The organism is Litorivicinus lipolyticus (assembly GCF_009650135.1).
GTDB classification, from domain to species: domain Bacteria; phylum Pseudomonadota; class Gammaproteobacteria; order Pseudomonadales; family Litorivicinaceae; genus Litorivicinus; species Litorivicinus lipolyticus.
This window is the reverse complement of record NZ_CP045871.1, coordinates 589362-613708: the sequence shown is the minus strand read 5'-3', so window position 1 is coordinate 613708 and position 24347 is coordinate 589362. Positions and strand designations below refer to the sequence as shown.

Genomic DNA, 24347 nt, shown 5'->3' with positions numbered 1-24347 from the left:
ATGGACCCCAAACGCAACAGTATTTCAGCGCACTACCTCGATTCGATTTGCCAGGGCGCGGCGCGGCGCGGCTTAAGCGCCGACAGCGTGCGCGCACAGGCCGGCATCCCCGCCGAGCTATCGCCCCAGGCGCGCCTGACGTCGGATCAATTTAGCCGTCTGCTGCTGGACGTCTTTGGCCGCGCCGACGACGAATTTTTGGGATTAACCGACCAGCCGTGCCGCCACGGTGCGTTTGTGATGATGGCCAAACAGGCGGTGATGCTGGATGACCTGCGCCAGGTCTACCAGCACATCGAACGTTTTTACCGGTTGGTGACCCGGGACCTGAACTTTGCGCTGCGCGTCGACGCTGGGGAAGCGCGCTTTGACCTGATGCTTGAGCGGCCGCAACTAGATCCACAGGCCACGCTGCGCGAGTTTTACCTGTTGTTGATGCACCGTTTCCCGAGTTGGTTGGTGGGCAAGCGTATTGCGCTGCGCCGCGTTGACATGGCCGGGGACGAGCCGGCCCATGCCGACGAATACGGGCTAATTTTCGGCCAGCCCGGGCAATTCAACCAGCCCTCGTCGGCCTTAGTGTTCGATTCCGCCGCGCTGTATTGGCCGGTCGTTCAGACCCGCGAAAGCCTGCGCCAGCATCTGGACGACGCGCCGCTGACCTGGGTCACACGGCAACAAATCTACCCGACTATTAGCCGCCGGGTCCGTCAGGCACTGCGCCAAACGCAGCCGATCGGCAGCGCCCGTATTCAAGCGGTGGCGGCGCAATTGCACATGACCGAACGCACGCTGCGCCGCCGCCTGGCGGATGAGGGCACCGCGTATCAGGACCTCAAAGATCAGGTCCGGCGCGACTACGCGGCCCAGCGACTGGCCCAGCCCCACGTACTGATGGCGGACGTCGCCGGTGAACTCGGCTTTTCCGACCCCGGGGCCTTTTCTCGGGCGTTTAAAGGCTGGACCGGTCAAGCCCCCCGGCATTACCGCGGCGACCGCTAAAGTTTCGCGGTCAATTCAGGCAGCAACTCAAACAGGTCACCAACCAAGCCGTAGTCGGCCGACTCAAAAATCGGTGCGTCCGGATCCTGGTTGATCGCGACCACGACCTTGGAGTCTTTCATCCCGGCCAGGTGCTGAATCGCGCCCGAAATGCCCACCGCAATGTACAGATCCGGCGCCACCACTTTGCCGGTCTGACCGACTTGCAGGTCGTTGGCAACAAAGCCGGCGTCGACGGCCGCACGCGACGCCCCAACGGCGCCGCCCAAGGCGTCGGCAAGCTGGTAAACCAGCTCAAAATTATCGCGACTGCCCAGCCCCCGCCCACCCGACACGACCACCGATGCGGCGGTCAATTCGGGCCGTTCAGAGACCGCCAGTTCAGCACCAACAAAGGTCGTGTGCAACGCTAAAGCGCCGACTAGCGCAGGCTCAATGGTGGCCGAACCGCCATCCACCGGGGCCGCTGCGAAGGCCGTACCACGAATGCTCAAGACCTTGATCGGGTCGCCGGAGCGGACCGTGGCAATTGCGTTGCCGGCATAGATCGGGCGCTGAAAACGCTCGGTATCAAGGATCGCCGAGACATCGCTGATGCACTCGACATCGGCCAGTGCCGCGACCCGCGGCAGCAAGTCCTTGCCGTAGGTTGTGGCGGTCGCCAGCACATGAGTGACACCGTCCAAGTTGGCCACCACGGTCGGCGCCTGGGTCGCCGCCAGCGGGTGTTCAAAGGCGGGATTGATGGCCGACAACACGCGACTGACGTTGGGCAGTTGGGCGGCCTGTTGGGCGACCGCATCGGTCGCGGCCATGACCAGCACCGCGATGGGCAATTCCAGCGCGGCCGCAGCCGTCAGCGCGTTCAAGGTGGCACCGCGCAGGGCGACGCCGTTATGTTCTGCAATGATTAGAATGCTCATTAGAATACCTGCGCTTGGTTTTTCAGGGCGTCGATTAACGCATCGACCGAGGCGACACGAATGCCGGCACTGCGTTGGCTTGGCTTCTCGACACGTTCAATAACCACGCGCGGCGCCGGATCAACCGCCAGCTCAACCGGGGTCAAATGGTCCATGGGTTTGCGCTTGGCTTTCATGATGTCGGGCAACTTGATAAAGCGCGGTTCGTTCAACCGCAGGTCCGTGGTCACCACGCTGGGCCCACTCAGGCCCAAGGTTTCGAGCCCGCCGTCGACCTCGCGGGTGACCTCGAAACCGCCATCTGTAGCGACCAGCTTTGAGGCAAAGGTGGCTTGTGGCCAGCCCAGCAGGGCCGCCAGCATCTGACCGGTTTGGTTGTTATCACTGTCGATGGACTGTTTGCCCAGCAACACCAGCTGCGGGGCTTCGCGCTCGACCACGGCGGCCAATAATTTGGCCACGGCTAAGCTGCCCAGGGCGCCCTCGTGTTCGACCCAGACGCCGCGATCGGCGCCCATCGCCAGGCCCGAGCGGATCTGATCTTGGCACGCTTTGGGCCCGATCGAGACGACCACGACGTCGTCGGCGATGCCGGCTTCTTTGAGCCGAATGGCTTCCTCGACGGCAATCTCACAAAACGGGTTCATGGACATTTTGACATTAGCCAAATCAACGTCGCTTTGGTCCGCTTTGATGCGCACTTTGACGCTGTAATCAATCACGCGTTTGACCGCGACCAATACCTTCATGGGGTGGACTCCTGGTTGGCGATGTCGCGCAGGGCGAACTTTTGGACCTTGCCGGTCGAGGTTCGCGGCAGGCTTTGGAAATGCACCCGCTTGGGTACTTTGAAGCGCGCCATGTTGGCGCGGCAGTAGTCAATAATCGCAGCCGCATCGAGGGCGCTGCCCTGTTCGAGGGTCACGAAGGCGCACGGCACCTCGCCCCAAGTCGAATCGGCCATTGCCACCACCGCTGCGTCTTTTATTTCTGGGTGGCGGAACAGCACTTCCTCGACCTCGATTGAGGAAATGTTCTCGCCGCCGGAAATAATAATGTCCTTGGAGCGGTCCTTGATTTCGATGTAGCTGTCAGGGTGCCAAACACCCAGATCGCCCGAGTGAAACCAGCCACCGGCAAATGACTCGGCGGTGGTGGTCGGATTTTTCAGGTAGCCCTTCATGACGACATTGCCGCGCATCATAATTTCGCCAATCGTGGTGCCATCCATGGGCACCGGCTCCAGCGTATCGGGGTGGGCCACCATCAACCCTTCTTGCATCGGCACCGGCACGCCCTGACGTGCTTTAAGGCGGGCTTGTTCAGCACCTTCAAGGGCGGCCCAATCGCTGTCCCATTCACACACCACACACGGGCCATAGGTTTCGGTCAGGCCGTAGGTGTGGGTGACGCTAAAGCCCATCGCCTCCATGGCTTGAATCACGCTGGCCGGTGGCGGCGCACCCGCGGTCATCACTTTGACCGCATGGGTGACCTGGGCGCGCTGCGCCTCGGGGGCTTTGGCCAGCATGCCCAGCACAATCGGCGCACCGCACAAGTGGTCGACCTGTTCGCGGCTGATCAGGCTCAAAATGTCGTCGGCGCGGACGTGACGCAAACACACATTGGTGCCGGCCAACAGCGCCAGGGTCCAGGGAAAGCACCAGCCGTTGCAGTGGAACATGGGCAAGGTCCACAGATAGCGCGCGTGCTGTCCCATGCCCCAGGAGACGGCGTTGGCGGTTGCATTCAGGTAGGCGCCGCGGTGATGGTAGACCACGCCTTTGGGGTTACCGGTGGTGCCGGAGGTGTAGTTGAGGCTGATGGAATCCCACTCGCTGGCGACGCGGACCCAATCGCACGCCGGGTCCGCCTCGGCCAGCAACGCCTCGTAGCTGCAATCGCCCAGCAGCCAACCGCCGTCGAAACTGGCATCGTCAATACCGATCAGCACCGGCGGATCGTCCATGCGACTGACCGCAGCGGCCGCCACCTCGGCAAATTCACGATCGACCAAAAATAGACGCGCGCCGCCATGGCGCAAAATAAACGCCACGGTGTCGGCATCGAGCCGGGTGTTGATCGAATTCAAAATCGCACCGGCCATGGGCACGCCAAAATGCGCTTCGTAGTGCGCCGGCACATTCGGGGCCATGATCGCGACCGTGTCACCGGGCTGAATACCGCGACCGATCAGGGCTTGGGCCAGCGCCACACAGCGCGCCTGGGTGGTCGCCCAGGTTTGGCGCAGTGCGCCGTGAATCAGCGCCAGTTTGTTTGGGTGAACCCGGGCGGCCCGGTTCAAAAAGGAAATCGGCGTCAGCGCCTCGTAATTCGCAGGCCCGGCTTGTAACTCGATGGGATCGTTGTCCATGGCGCATTTAACTCGTCATTATTTGGACTCAGTGTTGACCAGCATGGACGGGGGCCGAATGACCGAATCAGCCCTTTAATTAACATTATCGGCCAGGCCTGCCTAGCCACACCATTTGGTATACATTTTGTGCTAGCGTCGACTGCCCAAAAACCACGAGACCCGCGCGCACGCCATGACAATGACTTTCGGCTTAATCGGCAACTCAATCGCGCAGTCCCGTGCGCCCGCGTTGCATCAGCTGCTTGGGCAACTACACAGCCTGCCGCTCAGCTACCATCTGCACGACCCAGGCGCCGCCACCGCGATCGCCTTTCAACAGCAACTCGCCGAGCTGATCGCGCGCGGCTACCAGGGCTGCAACGTCACGCTGCCGTTCAAACAGATCGCGATAAATAGCGCGGCACAGCCGGACCGCGCAGCACGGCGAGTCGGCGCGGTCAACACGCTCGGGTTCGGGGACACTATTCGGGCAACCAACACCGACTACACCGGTTTCATCCGAGCCTACCGTCACCGCCGCGCTGACCGCCGCGCCGGCCGCGTATTGCTGCTGGGTGCCGGCGGTGTTGGGCGCGCGGTCGCCTTTGGCTTGACCGACGTCGGCACCGAGCGCATCGACATCTTTGACCTGGATCCAGTTCAGGCCACCGCCCTCGCCCGCGCCTTATGTGATGAGGGGGTCCACGCCAGGACGGTCACTGCCGAGCAACTGCAAGATCGCGCCGCGCGCGCCGACGGCTGGGTCAACTGCACCCCTATTGGGCACTACACCACGCCCGGCTGCCCCTTTGAACTGGCATGGCTTGGCGCCCAATCCTGGGTATTCGATGCGGTCTACACGCCGATCGACACCCCACTGTTAATCGCCGCCGCGGATGCGGGACTGGACCTGGTCACCGGTTTCGATTTGTTTTTTTACCAAGGCTTGGATGCCTTCGAGTTTTGGACCGGCATCGCTGTCGACGAGGCCGCCGCCCGCGTGGCTTTTATGGACAAATTCGCCCTGCAATCCGCCCTGATTTAGTTGAGGAAGACACAGTGCCCCGCATAAACATCGCCGTCGTCGGTTTTGGACTGATCGGCCAAGAGCATGCCCAGCGGCTGCATGATGCGCCCAACCTTGGCTTGGCCTGCGTGGTTGACCCGGTCGCCGATCCCGCTGTGATTCAAGCCCGCTTCGGCTGCCCCCTGGAACCGGACCTGGAGGCCTTGTTGGCCCGCGACGATATCGACGGCGTGGTGCTGGCAACGCCGAATGACCTGCATGCCGCCCAAGCCATTCAGTGCATTCAGGCCGGGTTCCCGGTACTGATCGAAAAGCCCATCGCCCACTCGCTGGAGCAGGCGCTGGAGGTGCAAGCCCAGGCCAAGCACCATGCCATGCTGGATCGTTGTTTGGTCGGCCACCACCGGGTGTACAGTGCGACCATGCAGCGCGCGCGCGACATCATCAGCAGCGGCCAGATTGGACAGCCGGTCGCGGTCAACGCAACCGCCCTGTTCTTCAAACCGGCGGACTATTTTAAGGCCGGGGCATGGCGCACCCAACCCGGTGGTGGCCCGATCTTGATTAACCTGATTCACGAAGTGGGCAACCTGCGTGCCCTGCTGGGCGAGATCACCGAGGTCGTTGGGCTGTCATCCCGCGCCACCCGCCAGTTCGCCGTCGAGGACACCGCCGGCGTGGTCATACGATTTGAAAGCGGTGCCATGGGGACGTTTTTATTATCGGATTGCGCCGCGTCGACCCACAGTTGGGAGCAGACGTCGGGCGAAAATCCGAGCTACCACCGTGATAACGCCGCGCACTGTTACCTGGTGGCGGGGACCCGCGGTTCGCTGAGCGTGCCGGACCTGCGGCTGCAACGCTTTGCCGAGGGCACTGAATCGTCGTGGTGGAACCCGATGCAAAGCCAATCGATTACGGTTGCCGCAGTCGACCCCCTGGTCGCTCAGCTTGAACATTTCGGCGAGGTTATCCGGCGCCGGCAACGGCCCAAGGTGTCGTTGGCCGACGGCATCGAGAATTTGCGGGTGGCGGAGCAAATCGCCGATGCCTGCCGCCCAGGCTAAAAGGTCTCGGTGTCGATTTCCGCTTGAAAGGCCGGCGTATAGCGGCCGCCGACCACGGTTGATTGGTTAATGCCTTGGTTCAACAAGGCCAGGTGCTCGGGGCGTAGGTGCAGGTCAAGCGCGCCCCAGTTTTCAGTCGCGTGCGCGGCGTCAGCCGTGCCCGGAATCGGCACAATGTGATCGCCCTGGGCCAAGCACCAGGCCAACGCAACCTGCGCTCGAGTCGCGGACATCGCCCCGGCCACGGTGTCGATCGCATTCAGCAAGCCCAGGTTGATGGCCAGGTTGTCGGCACTAAAGCGCGGCATATTGACGCGCATGTCACCGGGCTCCAGCGCCGCGCTGTCCGCGACACCGCCGGCTAAAAATCCGCGGCCCAACGGGCTGAATGCGACGAACGCCACGCCCATCTGTTTGCAGGCATCGAGCACGGCAATTTCTGGATTACGCGTCCACAGTGAGTATTCGGTTTGTAGCGCCGCGATCGGGTGAACCGCATGGGCGCGGCGCAGGGTGTCGGCGCTGACTTCTGAAAGCCCAAGCTCCAACACCTTGCCCTCGTCGACCAAACGCGCCATCTCGCCGACGCTGTCTTCGATGGGCACCGATTTGTCCCAGCGGTGCAAATAGTAAAGATCAATCCGATCGGTGTTCAGCCGTGCCAGGCTGGCCTCGCAATGCGTGCGCAAGGTCTGTGGGCGGCCGTCGATCAATCGCTGCCCCTGATCATCCCGAAACATGCCGCCTTTGGAGGCCAATACAAAGTCGTCACGGCGATGCATGATCGAATTGGCCAACAGCGTTTCGTTGGCACCAAACCCATACATGGCGGCGGTATCGAGCAGCGTATAACCGTCGTCCAGGGCACTGTTTAGAACACGGGCACCCTCGTCGATCGACGGCGGCGTGGCATAGCCATGCGACAGGCTCATGCAACCCAGCCCCAGTGCGGAGACCTCAAATCGGCCAATTTTTCTATTCGTCATCATGCATTCCTATTTGATGGTTTTAGGCCCTAAGCCCGCATTGCCCGCAGCACTTCGTAGCAGGCGCCCATGGTGTGGTAATCGGTTTTACCGGCCGGCGATTTGAGGTCGTCCTGGGGGCTGTTGTCGCGGTTACGGATACGGAACCAAGCGCCGTGCCGGTGATCGATCATGTGATCCCAGCTGTAGCCCCACAATTTTTGATACCAGTCCAAATAATCGGACTCGCCGCTGGCTTGGTACAACAGGTACGCCGCCGCCATGGATTCGGCCTGGACCCAAAAATACTTGTCGTCATCGCAGACCCGGTCGTCCGGGTCAAAGCCATAACACAAGCCGCCGTGCCGATCGTCCCAGGCCACGCGCACGGCGTGGTCGAACAGTGCCCGCGCGCGCTCCAGGTGCCAGGGCTGGGGGTCGAATCGGTCTAAAATTAGCAACAATTTAGCCCACTCGGTTTGGTGCCCGGGCTGAAATCCCCAGGGCCGAAACAGGTGCTTGGGATCGTCGCGATTATAGTCCCAGTCCACCGACCAGTCCGGCTGGTAATGCTCCCACACCAAACCACCGGCCAAGGCGGCTTGGCGGTTAACCACCGCATCCGCTAGCGCACGCGCACGATCCAAATAGCGCGCCTCCCCGGTCGCTTCAAAGGCCCACAACATGGCTTCGCAGGCGTGCATATTGGCGTTTTGGCCGCGATACGGGCTCAGCACCGCAAAGCCTGCGCTGGCTTCATCGGCATACAGACCAACATCGGACTGCCAAAAGTGCCGGTCCAAATAATCGTAGGCCGCTTCCAGACTGGCGCGGCCCTGTTCGACCCCGGCCAACATCGCGGTGGCACCGGCGACCATGACAAAGGCCAACCCGTACGCGTGACAGGTGTCGTCGAGCACCTGGTCACCGGACAGCACCCAGGCATAGCCGCGGCCGGGTTGATGGTGGCGCTGTTCCAGGTAGTCCAGGCCGTGGCGCACCCAGTCGCGGTAGTGCGCCGGACCACCGGCCTTTAGGGCCATCGCGTAATTAAAGACAAACCGCGTGCTGGACACCAGGTGGCGGGTGGCGGCGTCGTAGACCTGGCCGTCGTCTTTGAAGTGTTGAAAAAAACCGCCCGCCGGGTCGAACACACGGGGTTCGTAAAAGGCCAGGGTTTTGGCAATGTGGCCACGCAAGGTCGCCGGATCTTGGAAGTCTGGTTTTATCATGTGGATAATCTATCAGAGGCTTGACCTTCCAGTCAGTGGAAACCTTAGGGTCAGGTTTCCACAGAGGACGTTGCCATGAACGAAACTGCCAGTTATCAAATCGAAGGCCTGTCGTGCGGCAGTTGTGTCGGACGGGTCGACAAAGCGCTGAGTGAGACCCCGGCGGTGATCGAGGCTGCGGTCAACCTGGCGACGCGACGTGCCACGGTGATCTTTGATGCCAGCCAAATCAGCCATGACGACATTGCCCAGGTCATCACCAACGCAGGCTACCCTGCCCGTTATCAGGCGCCCGAAGCGCCCGTCCCGGTGATTGACCTGTCCGGCGAAACGCGCCAGCTCGGCCGTCAATTTATACTCGCGGCAGCGTTAGCCGTGCCCGTCGTCATTGTCGAGATGGGCGCGCATCTGGTGCCGGCCATGCACCATTGGGTCGAACGCACCCTGGGCAATTGGAACCACCCGCTGCAACTGCTGTTTGCGATTGCCATGATGGCAGGTCCTGGGCGGCCGTTTTACCGCCATGGATTTCCAGCACTGCTGCAGGGTCGGCCGGACATGAATAGTCTGGTGGCGGTCGGTACCACCGCAGCCTTTGTGTTTTCGCTGGTGGTGATGTTTGCCCCCGGCCTGATTCCCGGTGCCGCCCACGCGGTGTACTTCGAATCCGTCGCCGTCGTTATTGCGCTGATTTTGCTGGGTCGCTTTTTAGAGGCCCGTGCCAAGGGTCAAACCGGCCAGGCGATTCAGCGGCTGGTGGGGCTGCAACCGGATACCGCGCTGGTGCTGGTTAAGGGGCGCCCGGTGGAACGGCCAATCGCCCACATCCATCGCGGCGACCGGGTCCGCGTACGCCCGGGCGAACGCATTGCGTTGGACGCTGAAATCGTCAGCGGCCAAGGCCATGTCGACGAATCCATGTTGACCGGCGAGCCGATCCCGGTCGCCAAGGGCCCCGGCGACGCCTTGATTGGCGGTACGCTGAACACCAACGCCAGTTTTGACTGCGACGTCACCCAGACCGGCGCGGACACGGTGCTGGCTAAAATTATTGCCACCGTACAGGACGCCCAGTCCGCCAAACTGCCGATTCAGTCAGTCGTCAACCGCGTCACGCTGTGGTTCGTGCCGGCGATCATGGGGCTGTCGGCGCTGACCTTGCTGGCGTGGCTCAGCCTCAGCGACCAACCGGCATTGGCCATGGTCGCCGCGGTCTCGGTGCTAATCATTGCCTGCCCCTGTGCGATGGGTTTGGCGACGCCAACGTCGATCATGATCGGGACCGGCAAGGCCGCCGAATTTGGCGTCTTATTTCGCCGCGGCGATGCCCTTCAAGCCCTGTCCGAGGTCACCACAGTTGCACTGGATAAAACCGGGACACTGACCGAGGGCAAGCCGCGGGTGACCGACCAACTGTGTGCCGAGGGTGTCAGCGTCGACCAGCTGATGGCGCTGGCGGCGGCACTGGAAGCCCATTCAGAGCACCCGATCGCGCGTGCCATTGTGGCCGCAGCGCCGGCCGAACTGGCCAGCGCCGAGGGCGTCGTCAGCGTCACCGGCGGCGGCATTCGCGGGCGCGTTGAGGGCGCCGAGGTGGCGCTGGGTTCGCGGGCCATGATGGACTCGGACTTTTCGGTTTTTAACGGTGCCGATCAGGCCCTCGCAAAAGCCGGTAAAACCCTCGCCTACTTAGAGCGCGATGGCCTGCCCGTCGGCGTGATCGCCGTTGCAGACACGATCAAGGCCAGCACGCCTGGCGCCATACAAGCCCTCAAGTCGCGCGGATTGAGGCTGGTCATGATCAGTGGCGACCAACCCGCCGCGGCTGAGGCGATTGGACGCGAGTTGGGCATCACCGAGGTCATCGCCGGCGTATTACCCGACGGCAAAGTGGCGGCGCTGCGTGCCCTGCAAACCGGCGGCCCGGTGGCCTTCGTCGGCGACGGCATCAACGATGCGCCGGCGCTGGCGGTCGCGGACGTTGGCATCGCCATTGGGTCCGGCACCGATGTCGCCATCGAATCGGCTGATGTGGTGTTGATGAGCGGCAACCTGCAAGGCGTTGTCGACGCGATTAACGTGTCCGATGCGACCTTGCGCAATATTCACCAAAACTTATTTTGGGCCTTTGGCTATAACGTTGCGCTGATTCCCGTTGCCGCGGGCGTGTTTTACCCGGCCATGGGCTGGTTACTGTCGCCCATGTTCGCGGCCGGCGCGATGGGGCTATCATCGGTGTTTGTGGTCATGAACGCGCTGCGTTTGCGGGGACTGAAACGTAGCGCTTAACTGCCAACCTGGGGACCTTATGAAAATCAGCCAAGCCGCCAACGCCGCCGGGCTCAGCGCAAAAACGTTGCGCTACTACGAATCCGTCGGCCTGGTGTCATTTACCCGCGACAGCAACGGCTATCGGATCATTGGTGATGGCGACCTGCACACCCTCGAGTTCATCGCTCATGCTCGTGCGCTGGGCTTTTCGATCACCGAGTGCCGCAGTCTGTTGTCGCTGTATGCGGACGACACGCGCGCCAGCGCCGACGTCAAGGCCATGGCCCAGGTCCACTTGGCCGAGATCGACACGAAGATCCGCGAGCTGACCCAAATGCGCGACACCATCGCCGGATTAATCGACTGCTGTGCCGGCGACGCGCGTCCCAACTGCCCGATTTTGGAGGGCATTAAAGACTTGCGGTGACGCCTACCGCCCGCTTGCGCCACAATGCCCCCCCTGTCCTACAACATGGAACCCTGATGTCGTCGCAATTATTGGTGGTCGAAGACGACCCGGATCAACTGACCAATTACTGCCACGCGCTGACGCGCAAGGGCTGGACCTGCCGCGCCCATGCCGATTCCGCATCGGCCTTAGCGGACGACAGCGTGCGTCCGGACCTGGCACTGCTGGACGTGCATTTAGGCACCGATGCCGACGCCGGGTTTGAATTGTGCCGACGCCTAATCGAGCGCCACCCGGGCCTACCGATTGTGTTTCTGTCCAGCCGTACCGACGAAATCGACCAAATCTTCGGGCTGCGATTGGGCGCCTGGGACTATTTGACCAAGCCCATTTCCATGACCTTGCTGGTCGAAAAAGTCAGCGCGGTACTGAAACGCGCCGCCCCCGTCACCACCGCGTCAATCGATGGCGACTGGCAAGTGGACGGCCCGCGCATGCGCGTGACCTATCGTGGCGCGCCGGCCAACTTAACGGTCACCGAGTTTGCGATTGTCGATGCCTTAATCCACGCCAACGGCGCGGTCTTGGACTTCGATCAACTGGCTGAACGCACCCGCCAAAGCGTCGTCACCAACAACACCCTCAGCACCCACATCAAACACATTCGACGCAAACTCAAGACCCTGGACCGCGACTTCGACGCACTGGTCAGTGTTTACGGCAAAGGCTACCAATGGCAGCCATCCGACTAAGGCACTCGCTGTGGGTCAAGCTGATTCCGATCGGATTGGCGTTGGCGCTGCTGCCTTGGCTGGGGTGGCAGGCGCTGAACACGCTATCGACGGTGGCCCGAGACGCGCAGGCGCAATCATTACGCGCGCTTGGCGGTGGACTGGCCCGCCAACTGTCGGCCGAGTCCGCACGCTTTACCCGCGCCAACGCTGAGGGTGCCGCGCCGGTTCCGAGCATTGGCTTTGCGCTGGAAATCGATGGATTTTTAGAGGAGTGGCCTGCCTCGGCACGGCTTTACCAAAGTGCCGCCTTTGATTGGCTCGCCGTCCAGCACGGCAATCAGGTCTACATGGCGATTGAAACTCGCTCGCCAGCCCTTAATCGCTGGCAGATTAGCCTGGGCCCGCCGGGTGACGACAGCCAAATACGCGTGCAAACGACGAAGGGGCGTACCCAGGCCGAGTTGGTCGGCGTGTTCGCCCGGCGCCTCGCGGTGGCTCGCTGGGACTGGCCCGACGGCTATCGGCTGGAGTTCGCGGTGCCACTGGCGTTATTACCGCCGTCGGGCTTGGTCCAGATCGATGCTGGCGGTCAACCCGCGGCCCGCTTTCCGGTGTCCTGGCATGACCCGGTGCTACTCAGCGCAGCAGCCTTGGTGGCGTCGCCCAGCACACAAGTCAGCGTGTTGGATGCACAGGGCCGGCGCCTGGCACGTGCTGGGGGACCGGCCAACGGGGTCAGGGTGCGCCTGCCGGTGGTGGCGGCTAACCAAACCCTGGGATTTGTCGAACTTGAATCACCACTGGACCCGTTTTTCGCGCGCTCGCTCAGTCAAATTGATACGCTAATCATTCAGCTTTCGGTGGTGGTGCTGGTGATTGTGCTTGGACTGCTGGGCTTGATGACAGGGCTGTCCCGACGCATTCGCCGGCTGCAGCGTGAACTGACGCTGCAACTGGGCGACAAAGGTACCGCCGCTGTGTCCTTTTCGGACACCCAACGACCTGATGAAATTGGCCAGCTAGCACGCGATATGCAGCGCCTGCTGGGCGACCTGACTCGCTATAACCGATTTTTGGTGCGCATTCCGCGCACCTTACGCCACGAACTGGCCAACCCCATGAGCACCATTCAGTCCAGTATTGAACTGCTGGAAGACGAACAGGACCCGGCCCAACAAACGCGGCTGCGCGACGCCGCCTTGCGCGGTATCGCCCGCCTCAACTCGACCCTGAACCGGATTACCGAAGCGGCCAACTTGGAAGAATCGGTCCGCCAAGACCCCAAAACGCTGCTTGATCTGGGGCAACTAGCACGGCGTTACCTAGAGGTTTGCCGCCAACAGCACCCCGACTTCGAATGGCGACTGACCGTGCCACCTGACCCGGTCATGGTGATCGCCAACGACTTACGCGTTGAGCAGCTGCTGGACAAAGCCATCGACAACGCCCGATCGTTCACCCCGGCCGGCGGCATCATTCAGCTATTGGTTCAGGATCACTTGCTCAGCGCCGACTTAGAGGTGCGCAACCAAGGCCCGTCCATAGCCGCCGGCGCCGACCCCTTTCAGATGTTCATCGGCACGCGCAGTGGCACCGATGGCACCCATTTAGGGCTTGGCTTGTACGTCGTCCAATTGATCGCCAACGCGATGGGCGCCCGCGCCTACTTGCGTAATGTCGACGGCGGCGTCAGCTTGCTGATTGAAGGTTTTCAGGTCGGTTTAGAGCGCTAACCCCGGCTCGGGGCTATACGAATACCCGAACCAGCCCCAATAGGCTGACCGATAGCAAGACCGCCCCCAAAATCCGGAAAAACGTCACGGTATCGGTCTGCAGCATGCGGGCGTGAAAGCGCTCGCCCATCAAATGGCCAACAAAGGCACAGGGCAATAACCACAGATGTTGCGCCAGCTGTAAATCCACACCCAGCGCCACAAAGGACCCCATCTTCAATACGACCAACACAAACCACAGCACAAAAAGCGTATCGCGCAGTTTTTCTTTGACGACGTGGGTTGAGTAAACCGCCATCACCAGCGGCGCCGCGATCAGCGAGGTTCCGCTGACGTAACCCCCCAAGGCCAAAAACAGTTTGTCCAGCCACGGCCGGGTCGAGCGAAACGGCTTATTTAAAATGTAGCCGACCGAGTACACCGTGACGATCACAAAGATGATGCTGGACATCACCGTTGCCGGCAGCGTGACCAGGCCGGCGATACCAATGATCTTGGGAATGATCATGATTTTCAGTGATTGCTTTAAGTAGTCCCAATCAATGGTGTCATGCGAACGGCCACCACTGCGCGCCCGGCGGCGGTGGCTTTGCCACATGATCAGTGACGAAAAGACCAGCAAATGAACCGCGATAATGGGCAGAAAGAACAGCGGATCATCATTGACCCACAGCAGAAACGGCAAGCTCAACACCGCGCCACCGAACCCGAGGCCAGAGCGCACGAAGCCGCTCCAAACAAAGATGAGTCCGATAGTGATGAACTGCCACAGAGCAAAATCAGGGAGAAAATTCATGCGCCGCATCCTAACAAAAAAGGCGCCCGATCAGGGGCGCCTTTTGACCTAGCCGATGTCCCAGTTAGCCGTAGGCTAGGCTGGGCAACCAGGTGACTAGGCTGGGGAACACCACGCACAGGAACAAACCGAATGCCTGCAGTGCCAAGAACACGAGCGCCGCACGGAAAATCGTCGCCATGTCGATTTCCGGCGGGCAAACCCCGCGGATATAGAACAGGGCATAGCCAAATGGCGGACTCAGGAACGACATCTGCATATTGACCAGATAGAGCACGCCGAACCACAGCACCACATCATCCGAATCCACCCCCGGCAAGCCAAACAGGCCATCGAAGGTCAGGGCTTTGACGATCGGCACAAAGATCGGAACCGCCAGCAGCAAGATACCAACCCAGTCCAAAAACATACCCAACAGCACCAATAGCACCATCAACACCATCAAGATGCCGTAGGCCGATAAACCGGTACCCAAGATCATTTCGGTAATGAAGGCTTGGCCACCCTGAAGGATGTAGAAGCCCACAAAGACCGAGGCGCCGAACATAATCCACAGCACCATGGCCGTGGCCTTGGCGGTGGTAACCGACGCATCCTGCAGTGCGCGCACGCTGAACACGCCGTGTTTCCAGGCTACCAACATGGCGCCGAACGACCCAATGCCCGCGGCTTCAACCGGCGTTGCAATCCCGCCGAATAATAAGCCCAAGACCAAGCCCACCAGGATCAGCGGTGCAATCAAGTCTTTCAGCAAGCCCAGCTTTTCACGCAATGTAATGCGCTCTTCGACCGGAATCGGCGGGCCCAGCTCCGGATTCAGCTTGGTCCGAATAGTGACGTAGGCGATGTACATGACCGACAGCAACAAGCCCGGGATGACCGCGCCCAAGTAAAGCTCGCCAACGGATTGCTGCGCCACAACCGCGTACAAAATTGCCAAGATCGACGGCGGGATCAAGATGCCAAGCGTGCCGCCCGCCATGATCGAACCCAACGCAATTTTGTGATCGTACGATCGCTTCAACATGGCCGGTAAGGCGATGATGCCCATGGTCACAACGGCTGCGCCAATCACCCCAACCATGGCCGCCAAAATAGTCGATGCGACAATGGTTGCCGTGGCCAAGCCGCCGTTCAAGCCGCCCATCCACTTGTAAACCACGTTGAACATCTCTTCGATCAGGCCCGCCCGTTCCAGCATCGCCGCCATAAAGATAAACAAGGGGATCGCTGCAATGTCGCTGTTAATCATGAACGGGAAAATACGCCCCGGCACGATATTGAGCATGAATGAATCGCCGACCAGGTAGATGAAGGTAACGCCCAGACCGCCCGTCACAAAGGCCAGTGGCAGCCCCATCATCAAGGCCACCAACAGCGACCCAAACATCAAGTAGGTCAGCGGACCGATCGATACATCCGCCAAGATGCCTTCTAGGCGAAACAGGAACTTAGCGTCGCCATAGGGGTCAAAAAACGCGATATTTATCAGTTCAACAACAATGACGCTGGCAATCGCCAGGGTCGACAACAACATCAAGTAATGGCCAAAACGCCCGACGGCGCCGGCATGTGTGGTCGTGCTCATGCGACGTCCCTCCGACCCATTTCAATATAAAGCAGCACGTCTTTAATCAGCTTGGAAACACCCGCCAGCAGAATCAACACTGAACCCAAGGTCATCAGGCCTTTAACCGGGTAATACTGGACGCCCCAGGTTTCAATCGTGGTTTCACCCATGTCCAACGACTGGGAAAAATAGGTCCACGATGTCACGGTGAGGGCGAGCGCGAAAATAAAGAAAAACATCGAGCTAAAAATGTCCATGCCAACGCGGCCACGCGGCGGCAAGAAGTTGTACACCACGTCCACGCGCACGTGCGCCCCATGCAAAAATGCGTAGGCACCGGTCATTAAATACTGCATGCCCAACAACAGGTACGACGCTTCGTGAACCCAAATAGTGGGCATGTTGAAGATGTAGCGCATGACCACTTCAAAGAAGTAGAAAACTACTGCGTTGACGGTCCACAGCGCGACGAAAATACCGGACCACTCACTGGTCCAATCAATCCAACGCGTCAGGCGATTGCCCGGATGCGGGTGCAATCGCACTTCATCGTCTGCATTGGGTTTTCTAAACCCATTAATCCAAAGCAATAGCAGCGGCATTACTGCAAGCCAGCCCCAATACAACCAGTGAGGCATGACAAAGCCAAACCCAGACATGTTGCCCATAGTTCACCTGTACAAAATAAATAGATCGCGTGAGGCGGACGCCCCACGCGAGGTTGAGTCGATTACTTCAGTGAGTAACCTTTGATGTCGTCCGCAGTCAGGTAACCCGCGATTGGGTTGGTCATGTAGTCCAGGTGGATCTGGAATACTTCCTGAGCGTTCTTGTCTTTGTTAGCCCAGCGATACCAAACCGGAATCGCCGCTTTACGGAAGGCGTCGACGTCATCTTGAGACAGGCGTGACACGATGTCGCCGGCTTCCTCAAACTTCTTCATCGCTTCCAAGTTACGCTTCTGGATGACTTGGTAATGCTTTTGGCTATAGGTCCGCACTTCGTCCGTAACCAGCGCCTGCAACTCAGGGCTGATGCGCTTCCAAGCCCGTGCGTTAACCGTCAAATCCATCAAATCCACCGGCTGATAAATTGACATGGTGCCCGGAGGCCCAAACAGGATGTAATCGGTCACCTGACTAAAGCCCAGTTCCCAGTTAACCGCGGGGCCTACGTAGTCGGCCGCGTCAATGGTGCCTTTTTCCAGAGCCGGGAAAATATCCGAACCGGGCAAGCTGACCGTTGAAACACCAAATTCTTGGAATACTTCGGCCACCATGCCGCCGGGCAGGCGCAGCTTCATGCCTTTGAAATCTTCGATGCTGTTGACCGGAGTTTTCGAGTGGATGATGTTGGCGTCGTGGTGAATCGGGCCGACGTAAACCAGGCCGAAACGCTCATAAATTTCGCGCGTTTTTTCGAGCAAGCCCATGGAATAAAACATGGTGTCCCACTGGTGCGGCTGATCAGGGCCACCGGGGTACGAGCTTAGGAATACGCTGGCGGGGATTTTGCCGGACCAGTACAGCGTAAAGGGGTTCATACCTTGCAGCACGCCATTACGGACGGCATCGAACAAGCCGTTGTTATCGGCTGCGACGGCTTTGGCTGGGAAGCATTCGAACGCCAATTCGCCGCCCGTTTTGCCTTCCATGCTGTCGCACCAGTCTTTAAAGGTGGTGTAACCGATGGTGCCTGCGTCCCACGACGATTGAATTTTCCAGGTAGTGGCTGCGCTGACCGCTGCCGATAATGTCAGGGTGGCGCCAGCAATTACGCCGACGGCAAGGCCCTTTAGACCGATCGATTGACTCATTGAACTCTCCGCTTTTTTATATTTTTTATCGCGGCTGTCGACATTAGGCGACAGCAACCGTCTTGAGCTGCTCCGCACGAGCGACCGCGAGGCCGAAATTTGGAATCCAGTTCCAAAAATCGAAATTAGTCCGATTTAATTTGAAAGGCAACCAAATTTAACGTGACAACGCATCACTAAATTCGACGCGCCCAATCCGCTAGGCGTTAAAGAAGCCGCGCGCGGTCATCACACTTAACATGTGCTGACGCTTTTTACCCTGCAACGCCGGGGCAACCGAATCGCTCCAATTGGCGTTTTTGCTGCCGGCACCCCGGGACTGGTAATACTCGTTTAATACCGCATCGTAATCGTCGACATCACCAGCCACACGGCTCGCATCGAAGCTATCGGTGTGCAGCACATGCGTTACCGGCATCCGTGGTTTGACCGGATTTTTATGCGCCGGATAGCCCAAGCACAGACCAAATAACGGCATCACCCGGTGCGGCAACTGAAGCTGATCAATGGTGACGGCAGGGTCGTTTCGAATGCCCCCAATAAAGACGCCGCCCATGCCAAGGGATTCGGCCGCCAGCAGCATATTTTGAGCCATCAAGGCGACGTCAATCACCGCCGCAATGGAGTGCTCGGTCTGCCCATCGAGCGCGCCCTGCCCGGCTTTTTCAGTGGCGATGTTGAGACGGTTCAAGTCCGCACACAGGACCAAAAATTCAGGCGCCGCGATGACCCATTGCTGACCGCCCGCGGCGGCGGCAATGGCTGCACGCTTGGCCGGATCGGTGACACGCACAATAGAGTAGGCCTGGATGAAACTCGAGGTCGCAGCGGACTGACCACAGGCGATCAGCCGGTGCAGCGTCTCAAGGTCAACCGGCTGGCCGGTGAAATCGCGCACGGAAACGTGGGATTGAATCAGGTCAAGGGTGTTGTCGCCGGCCATGGTCGCGTGCGTCCAGTAAGTTAGATGACGCAAGATACCGTATCGATCGTCGCAGCGCCCCAAAACTCGAGTGTAAAAAGCGTTTGCCCTTTGGTTCACCTGCACCTACCAAAATCCACAAGATCGGCGTCAGGCAGAGCCATACTTCACATCCAGCGCCTATTGGAGCCTATATGATCGATAACCTATGGTTACTTCCCGCCACATTGCTGCTCATTTTGATCGTACTTCTGATGCTTTTCCAAACCATCGACGAAAACAAATTCGCCGGGTGGCTGATGGAACGAAAGGTCGCGACGCTGCTTCGACGCGAATTGCCGAATAGTGAATGGCGTCACTTTCACAATGTCACCTTAGAGATCGAGGGAAAAACAACGCAAATCGATCACATTTGCGTGTCCCGTTTTGGCGTTTTCGTTATTGAATCAAAAAATTATGGCGGTTGGATATTTGGCCAACCGGAGGATCCACGCTGGACTCAAACGTTTTTCAAGAAACGATTCTATTTTCAGAACCCATTACGCCAAAACGCCACCCACACCAATGCCTTAGCTAAAGTACTGGAAATCGCTCCCGAGCGGCTGACGTCCGTGGTTATATTTAGTCGCCGATCGACCCCCAAAACCCAGCTGCCGTCGAACGTTGTTTGGGGTGGAGCAGCACTGATAAAACACCTCAGATCGTTTCAAACAGTGTCCCTAACAGCCGTCGAATACAGTGGCATCTGCAGCCAGCTCGGCGCCCTACGCTTGCCTGCAACCCGTAAAACGGCCAAGGCACATATTGCAAACCTGGAGCAGCGTCGATCGGTCAGCGCCACCCCAGCCAAAGCTGCGGTTACCTCGGACAAATGCCCTCGCTGCAATTCTCCGATGGTGCCAAGGCTCGGCCGCAAAGGGAGACTCGAAGGCATCCACTTTTTAGGGTGCAGTACCTTTCCCAAGTGCCGCTTCCATCAGGTGCCTGATGCACTGTAGGCTGGAAACGCTCGGCCCCAATTTAGCTCGTGGCAGCCCCTATCGTCCCGGTCCCGGTCCCGGCCTCGCCAACTCAACTAACTCGCCACCCAGTTGATAATCTTGGTAACCGCAACGCGCCACGGCCGCCGCCTTGGCGGTGTCAAAGCGCCCGTCCGAGGTCAGATAATCCGGATTGATATACAGACCGACCACTTCACCGATGGTCATCCAGCTATGGGTCGCGGAGCCGTACCGGTCCGTTAGTCGGATCACATCGACCACAACGCACTCAAGCGCTGCAGGGGTGTCGGCCACGCGCGGCGGCGCCACCCGCGATGACGGCGCCGAGGCCAGATCCGCCAACTCGAACTCATTGATGTGGGCATCTGCAGCCGCCGACGATTGACTCATGCGCTCAAGCAGTGGCTGCGACACTAAATTGCACACAAACTCGCCGGTCGCCCTGCAGTTGTTGAGGGTGTCTTTTTCGCCGGCGCTGGAAAACATCAACATGTCCGGGTCGGCGCTGACTGCATTAAAAAAGCTGTACGGCGCTAAATTGACGATCCCGGCGGCCGACACCGTCGAAATCCAACCAATCGGACGCGGCGCCACGATGGCCTTAAATGGGTCATGCCCCAACTGTGTGCGGGCATCCTCAATCGGTATATACATTTACGCGCCTCCGTGACTTGACCTTGGTTTACATGGGAACCAATGCAACATCAACCTGTGAACCCAGGGGCACTTGAGTCGCTTGCCGTTGATAGTCTGGATAGGTCAAACATGGGAGGACGCCAATGCACAACCACGACCACGCGCCACGGCTGGCCGAAATCACCAACTGGTGGTGGTCAGAAGAAGACTCAACGGCGCATTTCGGTTGGCGACTGAGCATCACCTTTGCCTGCCCTGCGGAATTCGCCACCCAAGACCTTAGCGTCGCCGAACAACAACAGTACCAAGCCACGGACCTGCGTGGCACGGTGGTGCTGGTGCGCACGGTGGTCGGCTACCATCTGGCGCCCGAACTGATCGACACCCTAGTCAAGCGCGTCGGCGAGTGGTTCCTAACGGACCCCTCTGCAATCAGCCACCTGCGCTGCCGCCGTGTTCATCGCGACCTAATTCGCGGCATCGGCAGCCCAACGCAACCCGGACTGCACGCCTTGGCGTTGCTGCTACATGCCGACGACACCTTTGGCACGCACCGACGCGCGCACCAAAAATGACCAAAAGGAACACCAAAAGCACCAATATGACGCACTAATTCTCCCGCGCACGCCCCATTCTCGTGCGCTCGTACTGGCACAGATATCGCAACCATCGATCAAACACCTTGATCACGGATCCGCCATTGACCAGCCTCGCCTGCCCGATTCCCTCAACCGCCAACGACTGGGTCGCACGGCTGTCGCTGGGGTTTGAGGCGCGTCACGGTCGCACCGCCCTGGTCCACCGCCAGCGACAAGGCCCCCTCAGCGTCCAGCGCAGCCTCTACCCCGAAGGCCCGGTTTGCCACACCTACCTGCTACATCCACCTGGCGGAATCGCAGGTGGGGACCAATTGAGCGTTGACTGCACGCTCGCGGACAATGCCCATGCGCTGGTCACAACGCCCGGTGCCGGCAAATTTTACCGCGCCAACCGACCGTCCAGCTTGACCCAAACCATCACCGTGAATAACGGCGCGTCGCTGGAATGGTTACCACTGGAAGCCATCTACTTCCCCGGATGCAATGCGCGCCAAACCACCCACATTTCACTCGCCGCCGGGGCTCGCTTTATCGGCTGGGAAACCCACTGTGCCGGGCGACCGGTGATGAATGAACACTTTGACTACGGCGCCATCGATGCGCGCCTGCGCCTGCGCATTAGCGGTCAACTGGTGCTCAGCGATCGGCTTAGCCTGACGCCGCAAAGCTATCACTTTCCGGCCGCCAATCACCGCAATTTCCCGGTCCAAAGCACCCTAATTGCAACACCGGCCAACGAAAACGACCTGGCGATGGCGCGCCAGTGCGGCGGCGACGGACTGACGATAGGCGCGACGCTGATTGGCGACGTGCTGATTGTTCGCGCCTTGGCCCCGCACACCGAGCCTGCCATGCGCGCCATGACTGAATTGTGGCAGGCCCTCCGCCCCAACATTTTGGGCCGCGCGCCCTGCCCTCCTCGAATTTGGAACACCTAGGAACTCTGATGGAATTAACCCCCCGCGAAAAAGACAAACTGATGCTATTCACGGCCGGCCTGCTGGCCGAGCGCCGGTTGGCACGCGGTCTAAAACTCAACTACCCCGAAGCTATCGCCTTTATTAGTGCTGCAATATTAGAAGGTGCCCGCGACGGCCGCAGCGTCGCGGAACTGATGGACTATGGCCGCACTTTGCTAACCGTTAATGACGTCATGGAGGGCATCCCCAACATGATCCACGACGTCCAGGTCGAAGCCACCTTCCCCGACGGCACCAAGCTCGTCACCGTTCACGACCCTATCGTATGAGGACGCCGATGATTCCCGGAGAAATTCGCGTTGCCAGTGGCGACATCGAACTGAATGTTGGCCGCAGCACGCGCGACGTCAGTGTTGAAAATCATGGTGATCGGCCGATCCAGGTCGGATCGCACTACCATTTTTTCGAAGTCAACGATGCCCTGCGCTTTGATCGCGAAGCAGCTCGCGGCACGCGCCTGAACATCGCCGCGGGTACCGCCATTCGCTTCGAGCCCGGCCAATCGCGACGTGTCAGCCTGATTGCACTGGCCGGCAAGCGCGCCGTCTATGGCTTTCAAGGCAAGGTCATGGGCCCGTTGGATCAAGGAGACAGCGCATGACTCGGATGACGCGCCAAGCCTACGCAGAAATGTTCGGACCCACGGTCGGCGATCGCGTTCGCCTAGCCGATACGGAGCTGTGGCTCAAAGTTGAAAAAGACCTAACCGTGTACGGCGAAGAAGTTAAGTTCGGCGGCGGCAAGGTCATTCGTGACGGCATGGGTCAAAGCCAGTCCGGGCGTGAAGTGGCGCCGGACTTGGTCATCACCAACGCGCTGATTGTCGATCATTGGGGCATTATCAAAGCCGACGTGGCGGTCAAGGACGGCCGAATCCACGCCATCGGCAAAGCCGGCAACCCCGACATCCAACCCGGCGTCGACATCGACGTCGGCCCCGGCACCGAAGTGATCGCCGGCGAGGGTCAAATTCTGACCGCCGGCGGCGTCGATGCCCACATCCACTTTATTTGTCCGCAGCAAATCGAAGAAGCTTTGGCCAGCGGCATCACCACGATGTTGGGCGGCGGCACCGGCCCGGCGACTGGAACCAATGCCACCACCTGCACACCCGGGGCTTGGAATTTGGCCCGCATGTTCGAGGCCGCAGATGGCTTTGCCATGAACCTGGGCTTTTTAGGCAAGGGCAATGCCAGCCAACCCGGCGCCTTGGAAGAGCAACTCAAAGCCGGCGCCATGGGACTGAAATTGCACGAGGATTGGGGCACCACACCGGCGGCGATCGACTGCTGTTTGTCCGTGGCTGACCGCTACGACGTCCAGGTCGCAATCCACACCGATACGCTGAACGAGTCCGGCTTCGTCGAGGCCACCCTGGCCGCCATTGGTGATCGTGTTATCCACACCTATCACACCGAAGGCGCCGGCGGCGGCCACGCGCCGGACATCATTCGGGCGGCCGGTTACGCCAACGTGCTGCCGTCCTCGACCAACCCGACGCGCCCGTACACGGTCAATACCGTGGACGAGCACTTGGATATGCTGATGGTCTGCCACCACCTAGATCCCAGCATCGCCGAAGACGTTGCCTTTGCCGAGTCGCGCATTCGCCGCGAAACGATTGCCGCCGAGGACATCCTGCATGACTTGGGCGCGTTTTCGATGATTTCGTCCGACTCCCAAGCCATGGGCCGGGTCGGTGAAGTGGTCACCCGGACCTGGCAAACCGCGCACAAAATGCGCGTCCAACGCGGGCCCTTGGCCGGCGATAGCGATGACGCTGATAACGAGCGGATCAAGCGTTACATTGCCAAGTACACCATCAACCCGGCGATCACCATGGGCATCGGCCACGAGGTTGGATCGATCGAGGTCGGTAAATTGGCGGACTTGGTGCTGTGGAAACCGGCTTTTTTTGGCACCAAACCCAGCCTAATTTTAAAAGGCGGATTGATCGCCTATGCCCCCATGGGCGACCCCAATGCCTCGATTCCGACGCCGCAACCGGTCCACTACCGGCCGATGTTTGGCTCGTTCGGCGCCGCCGCGAGTCATACCAGCCTAATTTTCATGTCCCAGGCCGCTATCGATGCGGGCGTGCCCGAACAGCTTGACCTGAAAACCCCAGTCAGCGCAGTCCAAGGCTGTCGCACCCTGACCAAGGCCGACATGGTCCGCAACGATTGGATGCCAGACATTCAAGTTGACCCTCAGACCTACGAAGTGCGCGCGGACGGTGAACTGCTGACCTGCGAACCCGCATCCGAGTTGCCCATGGCCCAGCGCTACTACCTATTTTGAGATGACG

The 24347-nt window shown here is 59.8% G+C and carries 24 protein-coding genes; 13 read left to right on the top strand and 11 right to left on the bottom strand.

Annotated elements, in window-relative coordinates:
• Complete coding sequence (locus tag GH975_RS03130; RefSeq protein ID WP_153713118.1) at window positions 1-1002, top strand: AraC family transcriptional regulator; 1002 nt, start codon at window positions 1-3, stop codon at window positions 1000-1002.
• Here the strand turns inward: GH975_RS03130 and GH975_RS03125 are convergent.
• Genes GH975_RS03125 through GH975_RS03115 form a run of 3 tightly spaced genes read right to left on the bottom strand, consistent with a single transcriptional unit; the run spans window position 999 to window position 4299 of the window.
• Window positions 999-1925, bottom strand: coding sequence for an FAD-binding protein (locus GH975_RS03125; RefSeq protein WP_153713117.1), 927 nt, complete (start codon window positions 1923-1925; stop codon window positions 999-1001). The two genes, GH975_RS03130 and GH975_RS03125, sit on opposite strands and share 4 nt — an antisense overlap.
• The gene (locus GH975_RS03120; RefSeq protein WP_153713116.1) at window positions 1925-2674 is read right to left on the bottom strand and encodes an electron transfer flavoprotein subunit beta/FixA family protein; all 750 of its coding nucleotides are present in this window, start codon (window positions 2672-2674) and stop codon (window positions 1925-1927) included. The genes GH975_RS03125 and GH975_RS03120 overlap by 1 nt, the downstream gene beginning before the upstream one ends.
• A complete protein-coding gene (locus GH975_RS03115; RefSeq protein WP_153713115.1) occupies window positions 2671-4299 on the bottom strand; it encodes an acyl-CoA synthetase in 1629 nt (542 codons plus the stop codon). Before GH975_RS03115 ends, GH975_RS03120 begins: the two co-directional genes overlap by 4 nt.
• A gap of 181 nt (window positions 4300-4480) precedes the next feature.
• On the opposite strand from GH975_RS03115, the gene GH975_RS03110 reads away from it, so the two are divergent.
• Together GH975_RS03110 and GH975_RS03105 are read left to right on the top strand one after the other, a co-directional pair.
• On the top strand, window positions 4481-5326 hold the full coding sequence (locus GH975_RS03110; protein ID WP_153713114.1) for a shikimate dehydrogenase family protein: 846 nt from the start codon (window positions 4481-4483) through the stop codon (window positions 5324-5326).
• A 14-nt stretch (window positions 5327-5340) separates the two neighbouring features.
• The gene (locus tag GH975_RS03105; protein WP_153713113.1) at window positions 5341-6375 is read left to right on the top strand and encodes a Gfo/Idh/MocA family protein; all 1035 of its coding nucleotides are present in this window, start codon (window positions 5341-5343) and stop codon (window positions 6373-6375) included.
• Here GH975_RS03105 and GH975_RS03100 read toward each other — a convergent pair.
• Window positions 6372-7361 carry an aldo/keto reductase gene (locus GH975_RS03100; RefSeq protein ID WP_153713112.1) on the bottom strand — a complete coding sequence of 330 codons (990 nt, stop codon included), beginning with the start codon at window positions 7359-7361 and terminating at the stop codon, window positions 6372-6374. The genes GH975_RS03105 and GH975_RS03100 overlap by 4 nt on opposite strands.
• Window positions 7362-7390: 29 nt before the next feature.
• The gene (locus tag GH975_RS03095; protein WP_153713111.1) at window positions 7391-8572 is read right to left on the bottom strand and encodes an AGE family epimerase/isomerase; all 1182 of its coding nucleotides are present in this window, start codon (window positions 8570-8572) and stop codon (window positions 7391-7393) included.
• A gap of 75 nt (window positions 8573-8647) precedes the next feature.
• On the opposite strand from GH975_RS03095, the gene GH975_RS03090 reads away from it, so the two are divergent.
• Genes GH975_RS03090 through GH975_RS03075 form a run of 4 tightly spaced genes read left to right on the top strand, consistent with a single transcriptional unit; the run spans window position 8648 to window position 13719 of the window.
• Window positions 8648-10861 carry a heavy metal translocating P-type ATPase gene (locus GH975_RS03090; protein ID WP_153713110.1) on the top strand — a complete coding sequence of 738 codons (2214 nt, stop codon included), beginning with the start codon at window positions 8648-8650 and terminating at the stop codon, window positions 10859-10861.
• 19 nt (window positions 10862-10880) lie between these two features.
• Window positions 10881-11270 carry a MerR family DNA-binding protein gene (locus GH975_RS03085; RefSeq protein ID WP_153713109.1) on the top strand — a complete coding sequence of 130 codons (390 nt, stop codon included), beginning with the start codon at window positions 10881-10883 and terminating at the stop codon, window positions 11268-11270.
• A 56-nt stretch (window positions 11271-11326) separates the two neighbouring features.
• Window positions 11327-12004: a response regulator transcription factor gene (locus tag GH975_RS03080; RefSeq protein ID WP_153713108.1), complete on the top strand. Its 678-nt coding sequence runs from the start codon at window positions 11327-11329 to the stop codon at window positions 12002-12004.
• Window positions 11986-13719: a histidine kinase dimerization/phospho-acceptor domain-containing protein gene (locus GH975_RS03075; RefSeq protein ID WP_153713107.1), complete on the top strand. Its 1734-nt coding sequence runs from the start codon at window positions 11986-11988 to the stop codon at window positions 13717-13719. The genes GH975_RS03080 and GH975_RS03075 overlap by 19 nt, the downstream gene beginning before the upstream one ends.
• A gap of 13 nt (window positions 13720-13732) precedes the next feature.
• Here GH975_RS03075 and GH975_RS03070 read toward each other — a convergent pair whose 3' ends face one another.
• From GH975_RS03070 to nfsA, 5 genes are all read right to left on the bottom strand, one after another.
• Complete coding sequence (locus tag GH975_RS03070; RefSeq protein WP_153713106.1) at window positions 13733-14515, bottom strand: TSUP family transporter; 783 nt, start codon at window positions 14513-14515, stop codon at window positions 13733-13735.
• Between the two features lie 64 nt (window positions 14516-14579).
• Window positions 14580-16103 carry a TRAP transporter large permease gene (locus GH975_RS03065; RefSeq protein WP_153713105.1) on the bottom strand — a complete coding sequence of 508 codons (1524 nt, stop codon included), beginning with the start codon at window positions 16101-16103 and terminating at the stop codon, window positions 14580-14582.
• Window positions 16100-16753 (bottom strand): TRAP transporter small permease subunit, encoded by a 654-nt coding sequence (locus GH975_RS03060; RefSeq protein ID WP_153713104.1) that lies wholly within the window; start codon window positions 16751-16753, stop codon window positions 16100-16102. The genes GH975_RS03065 and GH975_RS03060 overlap by 4 nt, the downstream gene beginning before the upstream one ends.
• Window positions 16754-16815: 62 nt before the next feature.
• On the bottom strand, window positions 16816-17901 hold the full coding sequence (dctP, locus tag GH975_RS03055; protein WP_153713103.1) for a TRAP transporter substrate-binding protein DctP: 1086 nt from the start codon (window positions 17899-17901) through the stop codon (window positions 16816-16818).
• 199 nt (window positions 17902-18100) lie between these two features.
• On the bottom strand, window positions 18101-18877 hold the full coding sequence (gene nfsA / locus GH975_RS03050; protein WP_246164755.1) for an oxygen-insensitive NADPH nitroreductase: 777 nt from the start codon (window positions 18875-18877) through the stop codon (window positions 18101-18103).
• Between the two features lie 140 nt (window positions 18878-19017).
• On the opposite strand from nfsA, the gene GH975_RS03045 reads away from it, so the two are divergent.
• Entirely contained in the window at window positions 19018-19821 is an 804-nt protein-coding gene (locus GH975_RS03045) for an NERD domain-containing protein (RefSeq protein WP_153713102.1), read from the top strand.
• Window positions 19822-19860: 39 nt separating this feature from the next.
• On the opposite strand, the gene GH975_RS03040 is transcribed toward GH975_RS03045, so the two are convergent.
• Window positions 19861-20478, bottom strand: coding sequence for a flavin reductase family protein (locus tag GH975_RS03040; RefSeq protein ID WP_153713101.1), 618 nt, complete (start codon window positions 20476-20478; stop codon window positions 19861-19863).
• Window positions 20479-20603: 125 nt separating this feature from the next.
• Between GH975_RS03040 and GH975_RS03035 the strand changes: the two genes are divergently transcribed.
• From GH975_RS03035 to ureC, 5 genes are all read left to right on the top strand, one after another.
• Window positions 20604-21035, top strand: a complete 432-nt coding sequence (locus GH975_RS03035; RefSeq protein WP_153713100.1) for a hypothetical protein — start codon at window positions 20604-20606, stop codon at window positions 21033-21035.
• Window positions 21036-21160: 125 nt separating this feature from the next.
• Entirely contained in the window at window positions 21161-21997 is an 837-nt protein-coding gene (locus GH975_RS03030) for an urease accessory protein UreD (protein ID WP_211365833.1), read from the top strand.
• 8 nt (window positions 21998-22005) lie between these two features.
• On the top strand, window positions 22006-22308 hold the full coding sequence (gene ureA, locus GH975_RS03025) for an urease subunit gamma (protein ID WP_153713099.1): 303 nt from the start codon (window positions 22006-22008) through the stop codon (window positions 22306-22308).
• A gap of 8 nt (window positions 22309-22316) precedes the next feature.
• Window positions 22317-22640, top strand: a complete 324-nt coding sequence (locus GH975_RS03020; protein WP_153713098.1) for an urease subunit beta — start codon at window positions 22317-22319, stop codon at window positions 22638-22640.
• Window positions 22637-24340: an urease subunit alpha gene (gene ureC / locus GH975_RS03015; protein WP_153713097.1), complete on the top strand. Its 1704-nt coding sequence runs from the start codon at window positions 22637-22639 to the stop codon at window positions 24338-24340. Before GH975_RS03020 ends, ureC begins: the two co-directional genes overlap by 4 nt.
• The last annotated feature ends 7 nt before the right edge of the window (window positions 24341-24347 follow it).

What these genes read in the sequence shown, in the direction of transcription:
- GH975_RS03130 (WP_153713118.1), top strand. Translation starts at nt 1, where the DNA reads ATGGACCCCAAACGCAACAGTATTTCAGCGCACTACCTCGATTCGATT.
- GH975_RS03125 (WP_153713117.1), bottom strand. Translation starts at nt 1,925, where the DNA reads ATGAGCATTCTAATCATTGCAGAACATAACGGCGTCGCCCTGCGCGGT.
- GH975_RS03120 (WP_153713116.1), bottom strand. Translation starts at nt 2,674, where the DNA reads ATGAAGGTATTGGTCGCGGTCAAACGCGTGATTGATTACAGCGTCAAA.
- GH975_RS03115 (WP_153713115.1), bottom strand. Translation starts at nt 4,299, where the DNA reads ATGGACAACGATCCCATCGAGTTACAAGCCGGGCCTGCGAATTACGAG.
- GH975_RS03110 (WP_153713114.1), top strand. Translation starts at nt 4,481, where the DNA reads ATGACTTTCGGCTTAATCGGCAACTCAATCGCGCAGTCCCGTGCGCCC.
- GH975_RS03100 (WP_153713112.1), bottom strand. Translation starts at nt 7,361, where the DNA reads ATGACGAATAGAAAAATTGGCCGATTTGAGGTCTCCGCACTGGGGCTG.
- GH975_RS03095 (WP_153713111.1), bottom strand. Translation starts at nt 8,572, where the DNA reads ATGATAAAACCAGACTTCCAAGATCCGGCGACCTTGCGTGGCCACATT.
- GH975_RS03090 (WP_153713110.1), top strand. Translation starts at nt 8,648, where the DNA reads ATGAACGAAACTGCCAGTTATCAAATCGAAGGCCTGTCGTGCGGCAGT.
- GH975_RS03085 (WP_153713109.1), top strand. Translation starts at nt 10,881, where the DNA reads ATGAAAATCAGCCAAGCCGCCAACGCCGCCGGGCTCAGCGCAAAAACG.
- GH975_RS03080 (WP_153713108.1), top strand. Translation starts at nt 11,327, where the DNA reads ATGTCGTCGCAATTATTGGTGGTCGAAGACGACCCGGATCAACTGACC.
- GH975_RS03075 (WP_153713107.1), top strand. Translation starts at nt 11,986, where the DNA reads ATGGCAGCCATCCGACTAAGGCACTCGCTGTGGGTCAAGCTGATTCCG.
- GH975_RS03070 (WP_153713106.1), bottom strand. Translation starts at nt 14,515, where the DNA reads ATGAATTTTCTCCCTGATTTTGCTCTGTGGCAGTTCATCACTATCGGA.
- GH975_RS03065 (WP_153713105.1), bottom strand. Translation starts at nt 16,103, where the DNA reads ATGAGCACGACCACACATGCCGGCGCCGTCGGGCGTTTTGGCCATTAC.
- GH975_RS03060 (WP_153713104.1), bottom strand. Translation starts at nt 16,753, where the DNA reads ATGGGCAACATGTCTGGGTTTGGCTTTGTCATGCCTCACTGGTTGTAT.
- dctP (WP_153713103.1), bottom strand. Translation starts at nt 17,901, where the DNA reads ATGAGTCAATCGATCGGTCTAAAGGGCCTTGCCGTCGGCGTAATTGCT.
- GH975_RS03045 (WP_153713102.1), top strand. Translation starts at nt 19,018, where the DNA reads ATGATCGATAACCTATGGTTACTTCCCGCCACATTGCTGCTCATTTTG.
- GH975_RS03040 (WP_153713101.1), bottom strand. Translation starts at nt 20,478, where the DNA reads ATGTATATACCGATTGAGGATGCCCGCACACAGTTGGGGCATGACCCA.
- GH975_RS03035 (WP_153713100.1), top strand. Translation starts at nt 20,604, where the DNA reads ATGCACAACCACGACCACGCGCCACGGCTGGCCGAAATCACCAACTGG.
- ureA (WP_153713099.1), top strand. Translation starts at nt 22,006, where the DNA reads ATGGAATTAACCCCCCGCGAAAAAGACAAACTGATGCTATTCACGGCC.
- GH975_RS03020 (WP_153713098.1), top strand. Translation starts at nt 22,317, where the DNA reads ATGATTCCCGGAGAAATTCGCGTTGCCAGTGGCGACATCGAACTGAAT.
- ureC (WP_153713097.1), top strand. Translation starts at nt 22,637, where the DNA reads ATGACTCGGATGACGCGCCAAGCCTACGCAGAAATGTTCGGACCCACG.